The 15008-nt window shown below is 69.0% G+C and carries 17 protein-coding genes and 1 pseudogene; 13 read left to right on the forward strand and 5 right to left on the reverse strand.

Features of this window, described 5'->3' with window-relative positions; all coding sequences use genetic code 11:
- Nucleotides 1–45 precede the first annotated feature (45 nt).
- The 4 genes from LQZ85_RS14130 to LQZ85_RS14145 form a co-directional block, all read right to left on the reverse strand.
- Complete coding sequence (locus LQZ85_RS14130; RefSeq protein WP_230101052.1) at nucleotides 46–471, reverse strand: DUF1801 domain-containing protein; 426 nt, start codon at nucleotides 469–471, stop codon at nucleotides 46–48.
- Nucleotides 468–1040: an HhH-GPD-type base excision DNA repair protein gene (locus LQZ85_RS14135; RefSeq protein ID WP_053098003.1), complete on the reverse strand. Its 573-nt coding sequence runs from the start codon at nucleotides 1038–1040 to the stop codon at nucleotides 468–470. Before LQZ85_RS14135 ends, LQZ85_RS14130 begins: the two co-directional genes overlap by 4 nt.
- 37 nt (nucleotides 1041–1077) lie before the next feature.
- A complete protein-coding gene (locus LQZ85_RS14140; protein ID WP_230101053.1) occupies nucleotides 1078–1455 on the reverse strand; it encodes a hypothetical protein in 378 nt (125 codons plus the stop codon).
- A 144-nt stretch (nucleotides 1456–1599) separates the two neighbouring features.
- Entirely contained in the window at nucleotides 1600–2907 is a 1308-nt protein-coding gene (locus LQZ85_RS14145) for a glutamyl-tRNA reductase (protein WP_230101054.1), read from the reverse strand.
- 61 nt (nucleotides 2908–2968) lie between these two features.
- Here LQZ85_RS14145 and hemE point away from each other — a divergent pair, with 61 nt between their 5' ends.
- The 13 genes and pseudogenes from hemE to LQZ85_RS17965 all read left to right on the forward strand — a co-directional run.
- On the forward strand, nucleotides 2969–3991 hold the full coding sequence (hemE, locus tag LQZ85_RS14150; protein ID WP_053098000.1) for a uroporphyrinogen decarboxylase: 1023 nt from the start codon (nucleotides 2969–2971) through the stop codon (nucleotides 3989–3991).
- Nucleotides 3992–4059: 68 nt separating this feature from the next.
- Nucleotides 4060–4398 carry a metalloregulator ArsR/SmtB family transcription factor gene (locus LQZ85_RS14155; RefSeq protein ID WP_053097999.1) on the forward strand — a complete coding sequence of 113 codons (339 nt, stop codon included), beginning with the start codon at nucleotides 4060–4062 and terminating at the stop codon, nucleotides 4396–4398.
- A gap of 58 nt (nucleotides 4399–4456) precedes the next feature.
- The gene (locus LQZ85_RS14160; protein ID WP_230101055.1) at nucleotides 4457–6019 is read left to right on the forward strand and encodes an FAD-dependent oxidoreductase; all 1563 of its coding nucleotides are present in this window, start codon (nucleotides 4457–4459) and stop codon (nucleotides 6017–6019) included.
- Nucleotides 6020–6172: 153 nt separating this feature from the next.
- On the forward strand, nucleotides 6173–6595 hold the full coding sequence (locus LQZ85_RS14165; protein ID WP_056280453.1) for a hypothetical protein: 423 nt from the start codon (nucleotides 6173–6175) through the stop codon (nucleotides 6593–6595).
- 1 nt (nucleotide 6596) lies between these two features.
- Nucleotides 6597–7004 carry a phage holin family protein gene (locus LQZ85_RS14170; protein ID WP_053097996.1) on the forward strand — a complete coding sequence of 136 codons (408 nt, stop codon included), beginning with the start codon at nucleotides 6597–6599 and terminating at the stop codon, nucleotides 7002–7004.
- Nucleotides 6991–7272, forward strand: a complete 282-nt coding sequence (locus tag LQZ85_RS14175) for a hypothetical protein (RefSeq protein ID WP_056280457.1) — start codon at nucleotides 6991–6993, stop codon at nucleotides 7270–7272. Before LQZ85_RS14170 ends, LQZ85_RS14175 begins: the two co-directional genes overlap by 14 nt.
- A 69-nt stretch (nucleotides 7273–7341) precedes the next feature.
- Nucleotides 7342–8019: a hydrogen peroxide-dependent heme synthase gene (gene hemQ, locus LQZ85_RS14180; protein WP_230101056.1), complete on the forward strand. Its 678-nt coding sequence runs from the start codon at nucleotides 7342–7344 to the stop codon at nucleotides 8017–8019.
- Between the two features lie 7 nt (nucleotides 8020–8026).
- Complete coding sequence (hemC, locus tag LQZ85_RS14185; RefSeq protein WP_053097993.1) at nucleotides 8027–9043, forward strand: hydroxymethylbilane synthase; 1017 nt, start codon at nucleotides 8027–8029, stop codon at nucleotides 9041–9043.
- Complete coding sequence (locus LQZ85_RS14190; RefSeq protein ID WP_053097992.1) at nucleotides 9040–9831, forward strand: uroporphyrinogen-III synthase; 792 nt, start codon at nucleotides 9040–9042, stop codon at nucleotides 9829–9831. Before hemC ends, LQZ85_RS14190 begins: the two co-directional genes overlap by 4 nt.
- Complete coding sequence (gene hemB / locus LQZ85_RS14195) at nucleotides 9828–10805, forward strand: porphobilinogen synthase (protein WP_053097991.1); 978 nt, start codon at nucleotides 9828–9830, stop codon at nucleotides 10803–10805. Before LQZ85_RS14190 ends, hemB begins: the two co-directional genes overlap by 4 nt.
- 111 nt (nucleotides 10806–10916) lie before the next feature.
- Complete coding sequence (locus LQZ85_RS14200; protein WP_230101057.1) at nucleotides 10917–12245, forward strand: glutamate-1-semialdehyde 2,1-aminomutase; 1329 nt, start codon at nucleotides 10917–10919, stop codon at nucleotides 12243–12245.
- Nucleotides 12246–12621: 376 nt separating this feature from the next.
- Nucleotides 12622–13071 carry a hypothetical protein gene (locus LQZ85_RS14205; RefSeq protein ID WP_053097989.1) on the forward strand — a complete coding sequence of 150 codons (450 nt, stop codon included), beginning with the start codon at nucleotides 12622–12624 and terminating at the stop codon, nucleotides 13069–13071.
- Nucleotides 13068–13190 (forward strand): annotated as a pseudogene (locus LQZ85_RS17965) (hypothetical protein); the annotation flags it as partial. The gene LQZ85_RS14205 and the pseudogene LQZ85_RS17965, both read left to right, overlap by 4 nt.
- Here the strand turns inward: LQZ85_RS17965 and LQZ85_RS14210 are convergent.
- A complete protein-coding gene (locus LQZ85_RS14210; protein WP_230101058.1) occupies nucleotides 13141–14925 on the reverse strand; it encodes an ATP-binding cassette domain-containing protein in 1785 nt (594 codons plus the stop codon). The pseudogene LQZ85_RS17965 and the gene LQZ85_RS14210 overlap by 50 nt on opposite strands.
- Nucleotides 14926–15008 lie beyond the last annotated feature (83 nt).

Genomic DNA, 15008 nt, shown 5'->3' on the forward strand with positions numbered 1-15008 from the left:
CGGAACGAGAGGCTCGCTGTCCGAGAGGACGGCGGGCCTCTCGCGTCAGCCGGTGACGGTCAGCTGCACCTGATCGGTGCCGCCCGCCTCTACCCAGGCGAGCGAGCGCTCGAGGATGCCGCGGAGCACGTCGAGGTCGATCTGTTCCAGGTCCTTGATGTAGAGGCATCCGACGCCGGTGCTGTGCGGGCCGAGTTTCTCGAGCGCGCCCGAGTGCGCATCGACGCCGTCGAACAGATAGATGGTGGTCGCCGCTTTGCGCGGGGCGAAGCCGAGCAGGCCGCTGTCGCCCTCGGTGCCGGTCGGGTACCGGTAGTGGCAGCTTCCGAATCCGATGATCGTGCCCCAGGTCTGAGGGTCGCGGCCCGTGATCTCCTGCATGAGCGCGGTCAGCGTCTCGGCATCCCGGCGGCGGACCGCCGGAGTGGAGCGGGCGATGAGACCTGCGACGTCATCGCCCGTGGGCTTCATGCGTTCGCCTTCGCCGCAGCTTTCATGGCCTTCTTGTGCTCTCGTACTCTGGTGAGCGATTCGGGCGAGACGATGTCGGCGACGCTGCGGTACGAACCCTCGGTGCCGTAGTCGCCGGCGGCCTCCCGCCATCCCGCGCCGGTGAAGCCGTACTGCTTGCCGAGCAGAGCCAGGAAGATCTTCGCCTTCTGTTCGCCGAAGCCGGGAAGGGCCTTGAGTCGCTTCAGGACTTCGGCGCCCGACGGATCACCGTCGGTCCAGATCGCCGAGGCGTCTCCGTCCCACTGATCGACGATCTCCTGGCACAGGGTCTGCACGCGTGCCGCCATCGAACCCGGGAACCGGTGCACGGCGGGCGTCGTCTTGAACGCCTCGAGGAACTCGTCCGGGTCCATGGCCGCGATCGTGGTGGCGTCGGACGCGCCTGTGCGCTGCTCGATCTTCAGAGGACCAGCGAAGGCCGTCTCCATCGGAACCTGCTGATCGAGCAGCATCCCGACCAGCAGGGCCAGCGGATTGTCGGTGAGCAGCGCGTCTGCGGCGGTGTCTCCGGTGATGTGAAGGGCCATGCATCCAGTCTGGCACCGACTCGCTCCGATGCCGGAGTCAGATGCGCTGGAGCTTGGGAAGGGGGCCCTCGAGACGCGCGACCGAGATTCGGACATCGGCGAGATCGGCCTTGAGCTCTGTCTTGACGTCGTAGATGTCCTGCTTCAGTTCCGACCGGAGCTCGGCGATGTCGCCCTTGAGTTCGGTGCGGAGTTCGGCGATGTCGGTCTTGAGTTCGGTGCGGAGCTCCGCGATGTCGCCTTCGACCCTCGCGAACCGTTCATCGACCCTGTCGAATCGATCGTCGATCCTGTCGAACCGTACTTTGAGCCCTTTGGCCTGCTTTGCAAGCATCCGAGAGACGCCGCCGAGCACGGTGGCGGTGACGCCGAAGAGGGCGATGATGATGCCGATCAGGTTCGGATCCACGAGCATTCCCCCAGTCTGCGCCGCGTGATCGACGCTGTCAGGGGTTCGACGATATGAAGCATCGAAGTGGCCGCCAGGGCGACCGCCGTGCTTCTCCCGAGTGCTGTGGAAAGACCACCACGGAGGGCTCCTGTGCAGAAGGAGCGCGACTCAGGCGGTCGCGGCGCCGTCGGTATCGGATGACAGCGCGGACTCGACCGGCTCGATGCCGTACAGCGTCGAGAGCGCAGTCGCGAAATCGTCCGCGCGGCCGGCGGCGGCCAGTTCGTGGGCGCGGGTGGTCGGCACGTGCAGCAGCACGCCGGTCAGGTGGCGAAGCGCCTGCTCGACCCTGCCGTCGTCATCGCCGCGTGCGCGAGCGCGGCCGATCTCGGCCTCGAGCAGCGCGAACATATGCGACCGCAGGGCGACGACCGACGGCGTGACGCTCTGTCGGCTGCCGACGACGTGGAACGTGTCAGCTGCTTCGCGCACCACGGTGCGTGCGGCATCCGTCGCCTGCAGCTCTTCGAGCGGTGCGTGCAGGCTGATGGTCTCGAGGTCGAGCAGCGCGACGCCTTCGAGCGCTGCGACAGCGGGGTCGACGTTGCGCGGCATGCCCAGGTCGACGACCATCTGGCTGTGCGACGCGACGGGGCATCCCTCGGGTGCGATGCCGGTCGGCGCCTGCAGGTGCTCAGGTGTCAGCACAGGAGCGGTCGCCGTCGTGCAGGTGATCAGCAGGCTCGAGCGCGAGGCGACGCGCGCGTAGTCCTCTGCGGCGACCGGGCGGATGCCGTGCTTCGCGGCGAACTTCTCGGCTCGGCCCGAGGGTGAGTACACCGAGATGTTGACGGCTCCCCGTTCGCGCAGTGTCGCGAGGGTGACGGCTGCGTAGGCACCGGTGCCGACGAGCAGCACGCGCTCCGTCGACCAGTCGGCGATGCGGCTGTCAGCGAGTTCGAGGGCGAGGCGCACGAGCGAGCGGCCGGCCCGGCCGAGGGCTGTGACGTTCTTGACCTTGCGCTGCGCCTGGCTCGCGCGCTGGAAAAGCCGCTCGAGCTCGGGCGAGGTGGTGCCCTCCTTGCGCGCGGACTTGAGGGCGCGACGCACCTGACCGGCGATCTCGCCTTCGCCGGAGACGACGGATTCGAGTCCCGATGCGACGGAGAAGAGGTGCTCCGCCACTCGACGACCGGAGTGCACCTCGTAGGCGCCGTCGAGTTCGGACGCGCGGATGCCGGTCGATGCTTCGACAGCCTCGAGCACCGCCTCGACACCGATCGCACCCGCTGCCGTGACGGGCTCGTCCATCTCGACGTAGGCCTCGAAGCGGTTGCAGGTAGCAAGAACGACCGCACCCTGCACGCAGGACGCCATGTCCACAACCGTGGAGGCGACGTCATCGGGGGTGCGGCTCAGGCGTTCGAGCAATTCGAAGGAGGCGGTCTTGTGACTCGCCGTGACAACCAGCAGCACATGACGATTCTACCTGAGGCTTCATGCAGGTCGGCCCGGCGGCGGATGGGAGGATGGTCGCATGGTCCTCTCCGACGCTCCGCTGCTGCGCGCCCTCACCGGCCCCCGCCCCGAACATGCTCCCGTGTGGTTCATGCGCCAGGCCGGCAGGTCGCTGCCCGAGTACCGCGAGCTGCGCGTCGGCACGCGCATGCTGGACGCCTGCCTGACTCCCGATCTCGCGGCCGAGATCACGCTGCAGCCCGTGCGTCGTCACGGCGTGGACGCCGCCGTGTTCTTCAGTGACATCGTCATCCCGCTGCGTCTCGCCGGGGTGGACGTCGAGATCGAGCCCGGACGCGGCCCCGTGTTCGCCGACCCCGTGCGGTCTGCCGCCGATGTCGATCGCATCACAGCGATCGACCCGCTGTCGCTCGACGGCACCGCGATCGCCGAGGCCGTCGGCATCGTCACGGCCGAGCTCGGCGACACCCCCCTGATCGGATTCGCGGGTGCTCCCTTCACTCTCGCCGCGTACCTCGTCGAAGGCGGCCCGTCGAAGGAGCACCTGCGGGCGCGGGCCATGATGCACGCCGATCCGGAGTCGTGGAACCGCCTCGCGGGCTGGCTCGCGCAGGTCTCACGCCGGTTCCTCGAGATCCAGCGGGATGCCGGAGCATCCGTCGTGCAGTTGTTCGACTCCTGGGCCGGGTCGCTGAGCACCGCCGACTATCGCGCGTACGTGGCACCGCATTCGCGTGTCGCCCTCGATGCCATCGGCGTGCCGAGCATCCACTTCGGCGTGGGCACCGGGCCCTTCCTCGCCGACATGCGCCTGGACGGCATCGCCGACGGCGTCGGTGTCGACTGGCGGATGCCGCTCGACGAGGCCGCCGCGATCCTCGGCCCCGACGTCTCGGTGCAGGGCAACATCGATCCGGCACTGCTGTCCGCTCCGTGGCCGGTGCTCGAGGCGCATGTGCGCGACGTCGTCGAGCGCGGGCGTGCCGCCAGGGGACACATCGTCAACCTCGGGCACGGCGTGCCGCCCGAGGCGGACCCCGATCAGCTCACCCGTATCGTCGAGCTGGTCCACTCGATCTGAAAGTCTCAGAGCGCTTCGCGGCCGAGCTTCATGAGGATGCAATATAGCGTCAGTGCTAGATTGCACCCATGACAGATAGTGCGTCGGACGTCTTCGCGGCTCTGGCGCACCCGACGAGGCGCCAGATCCTGCAGGATCTGAAAGAGGGCGAGCTCGCAGCGGGTGAGATAGCCTCGCGGTTCTCGTCGAGCGGGCCGACGATCTCGCGGCACCTCGGCGTTCTCCGTCAGGCGGGTCTCGTGAGCGAGCGTCGTGATGCCAATCGCATCCTGTACTCCCTCGTCGGCGAGCGGCTGGCCCTCTCCGTAGGCGACTTCCTGTCGACCGTGTGCCCCGAGCAGATCGTGCTCCGTGAGGTGCGCAAGCGCGGCACCGGGCGGGAATCCGCGGTGCAGACCGAGGCGTGACGGGTTTGTCCGGCCGAATGCTGGAAGCCGTTTCCCCGGCGGATGGAAGGATTGACGCATGACGTCGAAGCCAGCGAACAGTGAGACGCCCCGCGCCGAACCGGCCGACCTCGCCGCGAGGGCGGCGGAGAGGCACATCGTCGTCATCGGCGGGGGCATCGGCGGCCTGATCGCTGCCCGGGAGTGCGTCAAGGTCGGCATGCGCGTCACCCTGCTCGAGGCGACGGATGCCGTCGGCGGCGCCATCCGTCGCGCTGAGCTCGACGGAGTGGTGGTGGATGCCGGCGCGGAGAGCTACGCGACGAGGGGCGGCCGTGTGCGCGCTCTGATCGAGGAGCTCGGCCTCGCCGACCGTATCGTCGCGCCCGCGGCAGGGAGCGCCTGGCTCGCTGGCATCCCCGGCATCGGCGCGGCACCGCTGCCCGTCGGCGGGATCCTCGGAATCCCCGGCAATCCGTTCCAGGAGGACGTCCGCCGCATCATCGGGTGGTCGGGCGCATGGCGTGCGTACCTGGATCGCGTTCGCCCGCCGCTGACGATCGGCCACAGTCAGAGCCTCGGCAGACTGGTGTCGTCGCGCATGGGAGCCAGGGTGCGCGATCGTCTCGTCGCCCCGGTCACGACCGGTGTGTACTCAGCCTCGCCTGACGACGTCGACGTCGACATCGCGGCCCCCGGACTCAACGCAGCCCTCACCCGCGTCGGATCGCTCTCGGGGGCGGTGCAGACGATGCGGCAGGAGAGCGCGGACAGAGCTGCGAAGGCGCGCGGAGCCGCGAGTCGCGAGGGTGCCGCGCTCGCGCCCGGCGCGGCCGTGGAAGGGCTCGACGGCGGTATGACGGTGCTGATCGAGGCGCTGGTCGCGGATATCGAGAAGCTCGGTGGCGTCGTGCACACCGGCGCGCAGGTGACGCAGCTGACGCGCACCGCCGAGGCGTGGATGGTGAAGGCTCACGCCGACGTCGCTCCCGTGGCAGACGCCGTTCTCGGCGACGCTCACGCGGAGGAAATCGAGTTCGCCGCAGATGGCGTGGTGGTCGCGACCTCCGAGGCCGCCGCGAGGCGACTTCTCGAGAAGAGCGTGCCCGCACTGGCGGAGACCGCGCCGGCGGATGCTCCGGAGATCGAGATCGTCACACTGCTGCTGGAGCCGTCGGCACTGGCGGGTGCTCCACGGGGCACCGGCGTGCTGACCGTCCCCGGCAGTCACACAGCGAAGGCGCTCACCCACTCCAGTGCGAAGTGGGACTGGGTGCGCGCCGCGGCCGGCCCCCGGCACGTCGTGCGGGTCTCGTTCGGAGCCCAGGGCGAACCCGCCGCCACCACCGCGCTCGACGACGACGCCGCGGCTCGACTGGCGCTGAGCGAAGCATCGGCTCTCCTCGGCGTGCCGCTCGCGGCGGGCGACCTCGTGGCGTCTCACCGCGCGAGGTACGTGCAGTCGCAGCCTGCATCGATCATCGGCTCCGGTGCGCGCCGAGAGGCCGCGAGGTCGGCTGTGCAGGGCGTGCACGGGCTCGCCGCCGTCGGCGCGTGGCTGGCCGGCACGGGTCTCGCCCAGGTGATCCCCGACGCGCGCGAAGAGGCGGACCGGCTTCGTCGGGCGCTGCTCTGGGACTGACGCCGTCGCACGAACCCGAAAGTCGCTCCGCTGTCAACCCTCTGCGTGACAGATGCCGAAATCGGCATACGGGGCTACGCTGGACACCTGCAGGCGGCTCCGAGTCGTCGGTTCGCCCCAGGCGTTCACACCGGAACAACGTGAGGAGACCCCATGAAGGGGAAGATCGGACTCGTCGTAGGAATCGGCGTGGGATACGTGCTCGGAACCCGCGCGGGCCGCGAGAGGTACGAGCAGATCAAGACGCAGTGGCTGAAGGTCTGGAACCTCGACCCGGTGCAGGAGCAGGTCGACAAGGTCAAGGGCTACGTCGGCGACAAGGCGGCGGCAGTGCCCGGTGCGATCTGGACCGGCGTGCAGAAGGTCGTCAAGTCGGCCGGCGGTGGCGACAAGACCGCTGGGCAGCGACTCGACTCCGCCGTGGCTGCGGGGCGCAAGGCCGCTGACGACATCGTCGACGCCACCGAGGACGCCGTCGACGAGGTCAAGGACGCCGCGAAGAAGGACGACGCGAAGAAGCCCGCGGCCAAGAAGCCGGCAACGCCCGGCTCCACCGCCGCGAAGTCTGGCAGCTGACATGCCCCGCGGATACCGCGATCGCGCCGAGGACAGCCTGCTGTCCCTGATCGGCGATCTTCCCGAGCTCATCAGCAGCCTCGTCAAAGCCGAGATCAACGCGGCCAAGACCTGGATCTCGAAGACGGCGAAGGACGCAGGAATCGGCTCCGTCTGGTTCCTCGTCGCTCTCTTCTTCCTGTTCTGGGCCGTGCCGGTGATCCTGGTGTTCGCGATCGCCGGGCTGTCGTCGTGGTGGCCGGTCTGGCTGTCCGCCCTGGCGGTGCTCGGCATCCTGATCCTCGCCGTGCTGCTGTTCGCGCTGCTCGGCATCCTGAAGTTCCGCAAGGTGCTCGCTCGTAAGAACCCCGCGCAAGCGGTGGGCGAAGACATCAGACTCGTGAAGGAAGCCGGCAATGACGAACTCTGAGATCACGAGGCCTCTGCCCAAGACGGCGGTTCCGGCGGGCATCGTCGACCCGGTCCAGTCGGCTCGGGCGGAGCTGAAGGCCGCTCTCGCGGCGATCGAGGTCAAGGGCAACTTCCCCCGGCGCATCGACACGGCCTCCAAGCGCGCCGCGGCGAAGGCGAGGGTCTTCGCCGACCGCAACCCGGCTGCCGCGATCGCGGGAGCCGTGGGCGTCGCGGTGATCATCGGCGGTGCCGTCTGGGCGATCGCCCGCGCGCTCTCACGCTGACCGCAGGCCGAAATCCTCGCATCCTGACTCGCGTTCGCGAGTGCTTCACAAAGGGGGCAGACTGGATCCATGTCCGATGCGCGCGAAGAGAACCCGTCCGGCTTCACCCTCTGGGCAGTCTGGCGACGAAACCCCGATGTGGCTGTCACCGAGTCCGACTCCACGGAGCTCGAGACGATCCTCTCGTACATCGAGGACTCCGGCGTCACGGTCCGCGGCTTCTACGACGTCTCGGGCCTGAAGGCGGACGCCGATCTGCTCGTGTGGCTGCACGGCGACACTGCCGAGGACCTGCAGAAGGCTCTTCGCCGCCTCCGCCGCACCGAGTTGCTGCGCACCCTGCTGCCGGTCTGGAACGTCATGGGCGTGCACCGCGATGCCGAGTTCAACCGGGCTCACGTCCCGGGATTCCTTCGCGGCGTGGAGCCGAAGGACTGGCTGTGCCTGTACCCGTTCGTCCGCACGCCGGAGTGGTATCTCGCGCCCGAAGAGGAGCGCCGGAAGATGCTCGCCGATCACGGACGCAAGGGAGCGGCGTTCACCGGGGTCATCGCGAACACGGTCGCGGCATTCGCCCTGGGCGACTACGAGTGGATCCTGCCGCTCGAAGCCGACGAGGTCACCGAGCTGGTCGATCTCATGCGCGACCTGCGCTACACCGACGCGCGCCTGTACGTGAAGGAGGAGGTCCCGTTCTACACGGGTCGACGCCTCCGGTTCGACGAGATCGCGGACGTGCTGCAGTAGGTCGACGATGAACACTCAGAGTCAGACCCCCTCCCCGATCCGATTGGGCACCCGCCGCAGCGCGCTCGCCCAGGCGCAGTCGGGGCACGTCGCCGCCGCGCTCGAGAAGATCTCGGGGCGCCCCGTCGAGCTCGTACCGATCACCAGCGAGGGCGACACGAATCGTGCGTCGCTGTCGGAGATCGGCGGTCAGGGCATCTTCGCCACGCGTCTGCGAGAGGCACTGCTCGCCGGCGAGTGCGACTTCCTCGTGCATTCGCTCAAGGACCTTCCCACCGCGATCCCCGACGGTCTCGTCATCGCAGCGACCCCGGTGCGTGAGGACGCGCGCGACGTCGCGATCACTCGCGGCGGCACACCGCTGCACCAGCTCCGTTCCGGCAGCAAGGTCGGCACGGGATCCCCCCGGCGCATCGCGCAGGTGCACCGGAGGGCTCCGCACGCGGAGGTCGTGGACATCCGGGGCAACGTCGATTCTCGTCTGCAGCGGGTAGCGTCCGGCGAGTTGGATGCGGTGATCCTGGCTGCGGCCGGTCTGTCGCGCCTCGGCACGGACTCCCCGCTGCGCCGCGAAGAGCTGGGCCTCTCCGAATGGCCGACAGCGCCGGGGCAGGGATCGCTCGCCGTGGAGACGCGCACGGATGCCCCCGCAGAGCTGCTCGCCGCGCTCGCCGAGCTCGACGACTTCGACACGCGTCTGGCGGTGACCGTCGAGCGTGCCGTTCTCGAGGGGCTGGATGCCGGATGCCAGGCGCCGATGGCCGCACATGCGGTCGTCGAGGGCGACGAGATCCGCATCAGGACAGTCGTCTACGCCACCGACGGTGGGCGCCGTATCGGCCTCGACGTCACCGAAGCCGTGAACGGGGAGTATATTCGTCGGAACGGCAGCGGCAATGGAGCGGATGCTGCCGGTGGTGCAGACCCGATGCACGCAGCACGCGAGATCGGGTTGTCTGTCGCCCATCGGCTGCTCGAGCAAGGGGCGGCCGACCTCGTCTCCCGAGAGCATTCCTCATCATGACCAATTCGAAGCAGGACCGACCGCTGGACGGCTGGCGCATCCTCGTACCCCGCGGAGGGCCGTGGGGCGACGGTGTCGCCGCCAGTCTGCGCTCCCGTGGCGCGGTGCCCGTCGTGGCACCGCTGATCAATTTCGCCGCCACCACCGACCAGGCAGCCCTCGACGTCGCTCTCACCCGGCTCGCGGATGGAGAGTACGACTGGCTGACGGTGACGAGTGCGACGACCGTCGACGTGATGTTCGCGCACCGCGCGATCGTCCCGCGCCGCACGAAGATCGCGGCCGTCGGCGAGACGACCGCCGCCGCCCTGCAGGCGGTCGGCTACGAAGTCGCGATGGTGCCGGACGAAGACAATTCGGCAGCGGGCATGGCCGAGCAGCTCATCGCCCTCGAGACCGAGCCTCGTCGCATCCTGGCGCTGCGCAGCGAGATCGCGAAGCCCGTGCTCAGCGTCCTCCTGCAGGAGGCCGGTCACGATGTCGACAGCGTTGTGGCATATCGCACGGTCGGCGTCCCGGTCACGGAGCGCATCAAGCGTGATGTCGAGAACGGACGGATCAACGCGATCCTGATCACGAGCGGTTCGGTCGCCGAGCAGGTGCGCGAGCAGTTCCCGCTGATCCCGGACGACACGCTGCTGGCGGCCATCGGTCCGCGCACCGCGAAGGATGCCGATCGGGCAGGTCTGCCGATCACCGTCGTCGCCGACCGTCAGACTGTGGACGCGCTGATCGACGCGGTGTCGAGCTACACCCTCCCGCATGCGGCGGACGAGTTGGCACCGTGAGCTTTCCCGACGTACGACTGCGCCGCCTCCGCCAGTCTGCTGCAGTCCGTGGACTGGTGCGCGAGACCTCGATCGAGCCCCGTCAGCTGGTGCTTCCACTGTTCGTTCGCGAGGGACTCACCGAGGCCGCGCCCATCGGATCGATGCCGGGGGTCGCGCAGCATTCGCTCGACTCTCTGCGGGCCGCCGCGACCGAGGCTGCCGAGGCGGGTGTCGGCGGTGTGATGCTGTTCGGCGTGCCCGCCGTGCGCGACGCTCAGGGCTCGGGCGCCGACGACCCCCAGGGGATCCTCAATGTCGCGACCGAGGCGCTGGCCGCCGAGGTGGGCGATGCACTCGTGGTGCAGACGGATCTCTGCCTCGACGAGTTCACCGATCACGGTCACTGCGGCGTTCTCGCAGCTGACGGGTCGGTCGACAACGATGCGACCCTCGAGCGGTACGCCTCCATGGCGCTCTCGCAGGCGCGCGCCGGCTCGCAGCTGCTCGGTCTGTCGGGGATGATGGACGGCCAGGTCGCGGTCATCCGCGAGGCGCTCGACTCGGACGGCTACACCGACGTGCTGCTGCTCGCGTATGCCGCCAAGTACGCGAGCGCGTTCTACGGCCCGTTCCGTGAAGCCGTCGACTCGCAGCTCACGGGCGACCGTCGTACCTATCAGCTCGACCCGGGCAATCGTCGCGAGGGTGTGCGCGAGGCCGTCGTCGACGAGGAGGAAGGCGCCGACATCGTCATGGTGAAGCCGGCGATGGCGTTCCTCGATGTGCTGCGGGAGGTGCGCGACACCGTCCACATTCCTGTGTGGGCATATCAGGTCTCCGGCGAGTACGCGATGATCGAGGCGGCCGCTGCGAACGGCTGGATCGATCGTCGTGCATCGGTCCTCGAGTCGCTGCTCTCGATCCGCCGTGCGGGTGCTGACGTCGTCCTGACCTACTGGGCGACCGAGGCCGCCCGCTGGCTGCGCGGCTGAGTCGCGCACGCCTTCGCTGAGAGCCCCGTCGATCTGAGTCCCGCCCTCAGGTCGGCGCATTAGCCTGGATGGGATGCCGGGAGAGGTCCGCGCATCGTTGAGGAGTGTGCTGTGACCGACCGCAATGACGACCTGTTCTCCGCTGCCCGCACGGTGATCCCCGGAGGGGTGAACTCGCCGGTGCGCGCGTACGGCTCGGTCGGCGGCACGCCGCGCTTCCTCGCCTCGGCGAGCGGCGCGACGGTGACGGATGCCGCAGGCAACCGCTACGTCGACCTCGTGGCATCCTGGGGGCCGGCGTTGCTCGGCCACGCGCACCCGGAGGTCGTCGCCGCCGTGCAGGAAGCGGCCACCCGAGGCCTTTCGTTCGGCGCTCCCACGGAGGGCGAAGTCGAGCTCGCTCAGTTGATCGCCGACCGCGTGCGGTTCGGGGAGGTTCGGCCGGTGGAGCGGGTGCGGCTCGTGTCGACCGGAACCGAAGCGACGATGACGGCGATCCGGCTCGCCCGCGGCGCCACCGGACGCGACCTGCTGGTGAAGTTCGCCGGGCACTATCACGGGCACTCCGACGGTCTGCTCGCTGCGGCGGGCTCCGGTGTCGCGACGCTCGCGCTTCCGGGTTCCGCAGGTGTGCCTGCGCCTATCGCGGCTCAGACGCTGGTGATCGACTACAACGATCCCGACGCTCTCGCAGCTGTGTTCGCCGAGCACGGCCCGCGCATCGCAGCGGTGATCGTCGAGGCCGCAGCGGCGAACATGGGTGTCGTTCCGCCGCTGCAGGGGTTCAACCGCCTGCTCGCCGAGACCGCTCACGCGCATGGCGCCCTGCTGATCCTCGACGAGGTGCTGACGGGCTTCCGCGTGCACCCGGCGGGCTTCTGGGGGCTCCAGGCGGCCGCCGGCGAGGACTATCTGCCCGACATCATCACCTTCGGCAAGGTCGTCGGCGGAGGGATGCCGCTGGCTGCGCTCGGAGGCCGTGCGGAGATCATGGACCTTCTCGCTCCTCTGGGACCCGTCTACCAGGCGGGCACGCTGTCGGGTAACCCGCTGTCGGTCGCTGCGGGTCTCGCGACGCTGCGCCTCGCCACGCCGGAGGTGTACGCGACCGTCGACGCGGCCGCAGCGCGAGTCTCCCGCGCCCTGGATGAGGCGCTCACGGAGGCCGGTGCGACCCACGCCGTCGCCCATGCCGGCAACCTCTTCAGCGCCTCCTTCCGCGGATCTGCACCTCGCGATTACACCGAGGCTCAGGCGCAGCAGTCGTTCCGGTACGCCCCGTTCTTCCATGCGATGCGCGAGCAGGGCGTGGCGCTCCCTCCGAGCGTGTTCGAGGCGTGGTTCCTCACCGCCGCTCACGGTGAGGAAGAGCTGCAGCGCATCGAGGCAGTTCTGCCCGTGGCTGCGCGCGCCGCAGCTGATGCCGCCGCGACTGCCTGAGCGGAACTGACCCACCCCGAGCCGCCGTGACGGCTCCCTCGCGGAAGGCCTCCAGGACGCGCGGGTGGCCCCGCTCGAGGAATGCCGCACCCGTGAAGGCATACTCGATGCTGCCCTGAGCGATGCGACCGGCTGTTCGTCCTTCAGCCGGATAATCTGCCGCCGCTTCTCGACCCAGGAGTCGAGAAGCTCTGCACGCTGCTCGAGGCCGGGGTCGGTGGCGAATGTCATGTTCCGAATCTAGTAGATTTGTTCGAAAGTCGAGCGGAACACCGGAATGGAAAAGGGGTGGAATCGTGGGAACCGACAACGGATCGTTGCCTTCCTGTGAACAAGACACAGACATCTGGAAGGGTGCCGCTGGCAGACTGGACGCATGGTGACGTTGCTGCTGGACCAGACGCAACTTGAGATCGTGCTCTCGCCGATCGAGCGTGCGGCGAGCTTCCACCGGGACAACGTGCGGCTCGTGCGCGACACCATCACCAAGGTCCAGCTCATCGATGATGCGTGGACCTGGTTGCGTGGCGTGCCGAACCCGGGGACGCACATCCCCGGAGTGCTCGCCGCAGGCACGTGGAAGGCCGCAGGCAGCGTCGACTTCGTCCTCATCCGCAAACGTCGTCCCAGCGTGGTCATCGATCTCTCCGGGGATGCGCAGTACCGGCGTCTGATCCTCACGACGAGGCACGGCCTCGCCCTGACCCAAGCGCTCCGACTCGATGTGTCGGATGAGCCGGCGGACGTCGAGGAGATCGTGGCGACCTCGCCCACGCCGGTCTCGAAGGGCAGCCGCCGCCCAGTGATCCGCCCGCGTCCCGCCTGACCGTCACGGAACGGGAAACGCCCTCCGCAGCCTTATGGCGCGGAGGGCGTTCGCAATGGGGGAGCGACCTCAGGAGCGGTCGTGCTCACCTTCGTGGTGCTCACCTTCGTGGCGCTCACCTTCGTGGTGCTCACCTTCGTGGTGCTCGCCCTCGTGGTGCTCGCCCTCGTGGTGCTCGCCTTCAGCATCCGTCGTCGCCTGCGCGTCGGCTGATGCGTCGGCGTCTCCGAGCGGATAGTCCTTCGGCTCGTCCTCGTAGTACGCGCGCGCTGCTGCAGCGAGCATCGAGGTGACGGCTGCGGATCGGGGGTCGTCGTCAGACGGTGCGGCGACGTCATCAGACGACTCCGACGCGTCTTCGGAGTCGTGCGCCTCGCCGAAGAACTCGACGCCGGAGTGCTCCTCCGCGCCGCTCTCGGCCGCCGAGGGGACATCGGGATCGGTGGGAGCATCGACAGGGGTCGTGCCGAAGAGGATGTCGTCGAAGGAGGGCTGAGGGTGATCCTCGGCCGGGGTCTCGTGCTGGGTCGATTCCCCCGTCGAGTCGTCGTCGCCGGAGACCTCGTCACCGCCCGCATGCGCGGCATCGGAGGCGACATCAGCCGCATCCTCGGCGTCGTTCGCATCCGAGGCGTCCGCTGCGTAGCCGAGCTCCGCCGCGGCGTACTCGATGTCGCGAGCCGCATCCGCTGCATCCGCGGCGGCGTCAGCCTCGACGTCGGCCGCATCGGCCTCCGCGCGTTCGGCGTCGGAATCGGACGAGTCGGAATCGGACGAGTCGGCTTCGGACGCGTCGGCATCGGAGGCAGCGGCGTCGGACGCAGCAGAATCGGGGGCACTCGGACCGGACACGTCCTGAGCGTCGGGCGTCGCAGGGACCGCCGCGAGCGGCGCTGTCGCATCCGCGACCGGCGTCTCAGACTCGATGACCGGTGCAGCCGTGATGGCCTGCGGGGCGAGTCTCCCGCCGCGCACGAGCTCGATGAAGACGTCTTCGAGCGTCGGGCCGCGCTGCACCAGGGTCGCCAGAGCGATGCCGGCCGATGCGGCGATGGCGCCGACGGCGCCGGCATTGCTGCCGCGGACCGTGAGACCCGAGCGGAGCACCTCGACCTCGAGGCCGGCGGCCGAGAGCGCCGCCTTCAAGGCCGCGCGATCTTCGGCGTCGACGACCACGGATCCGGCGGACGGGTCGGCCAACTTCTCGATGCCGCTCGAGAGGACCAGCTGGCCCTTCGAGAGCACGAGCACGTGGTCTGCGACCTGCTCGATCTCGCTCAGCACGTGTGAGGAGACGAGAACCGTGCGGCCCTCATCGGCGAGCCGGCGCAGGAGGAGGCGAATCCACCGGATGCCCTCGGGGTCGAGCCCGTTCGCCGGCTCGTCGAAGACGAGCGCGCCAGGGTCGCCCAGCAGCGCGTGCGCGACGCTCAGCCGCTGCCGCATCCCGAGCGAGAAGCTGCCGATGCGTCCTTCCGCTTCGTGCTCGAGCCCGACCAGAGAGAGGACCTCGTCGACACGCGAGAGCGGGATGCCGTTGGCCTTGGCCGCGATGGTCAGCTGGCGGGCTGCCGAACGCCGCGGGCGGTAGGCGGTCTCCTCGAGGACGGAGCCGATGGTGCGCAGCGGGTGACGCAGTTCGGGATGTGCGACTCCGCCGATCGTGGCGGTGCCGCTCGTGGCGCGCACCTGACCGAGGAGGATGCGCAGCGTGGTGGTCTTTCCGGCACCGTTCGGGCCGAGGAAAGCGGTCACGACGCCGGGCTCGACCCGCGCGGAGAAGTCGGACACCGCCGTCACGTCGTTGAACCGCTTCGTGACGTGCGTGAACTCGAGCACCTGTCCGTCGGGCATCTGCGACCTCTCGTTGCAGTGGGCAGTTCTGTCTATCCTGCCGGAAAAGCCGCCGGATCGTGCATTTACCGTACAGACACGGC

This window comes from Microbacterium sp. Bi98, assembly GCF_918698045.1.
GTDB lineage: Bacteria > Actinomycetota > Actinomycetes > Actinomycetales > Microbacteriaceae > Microbacterium.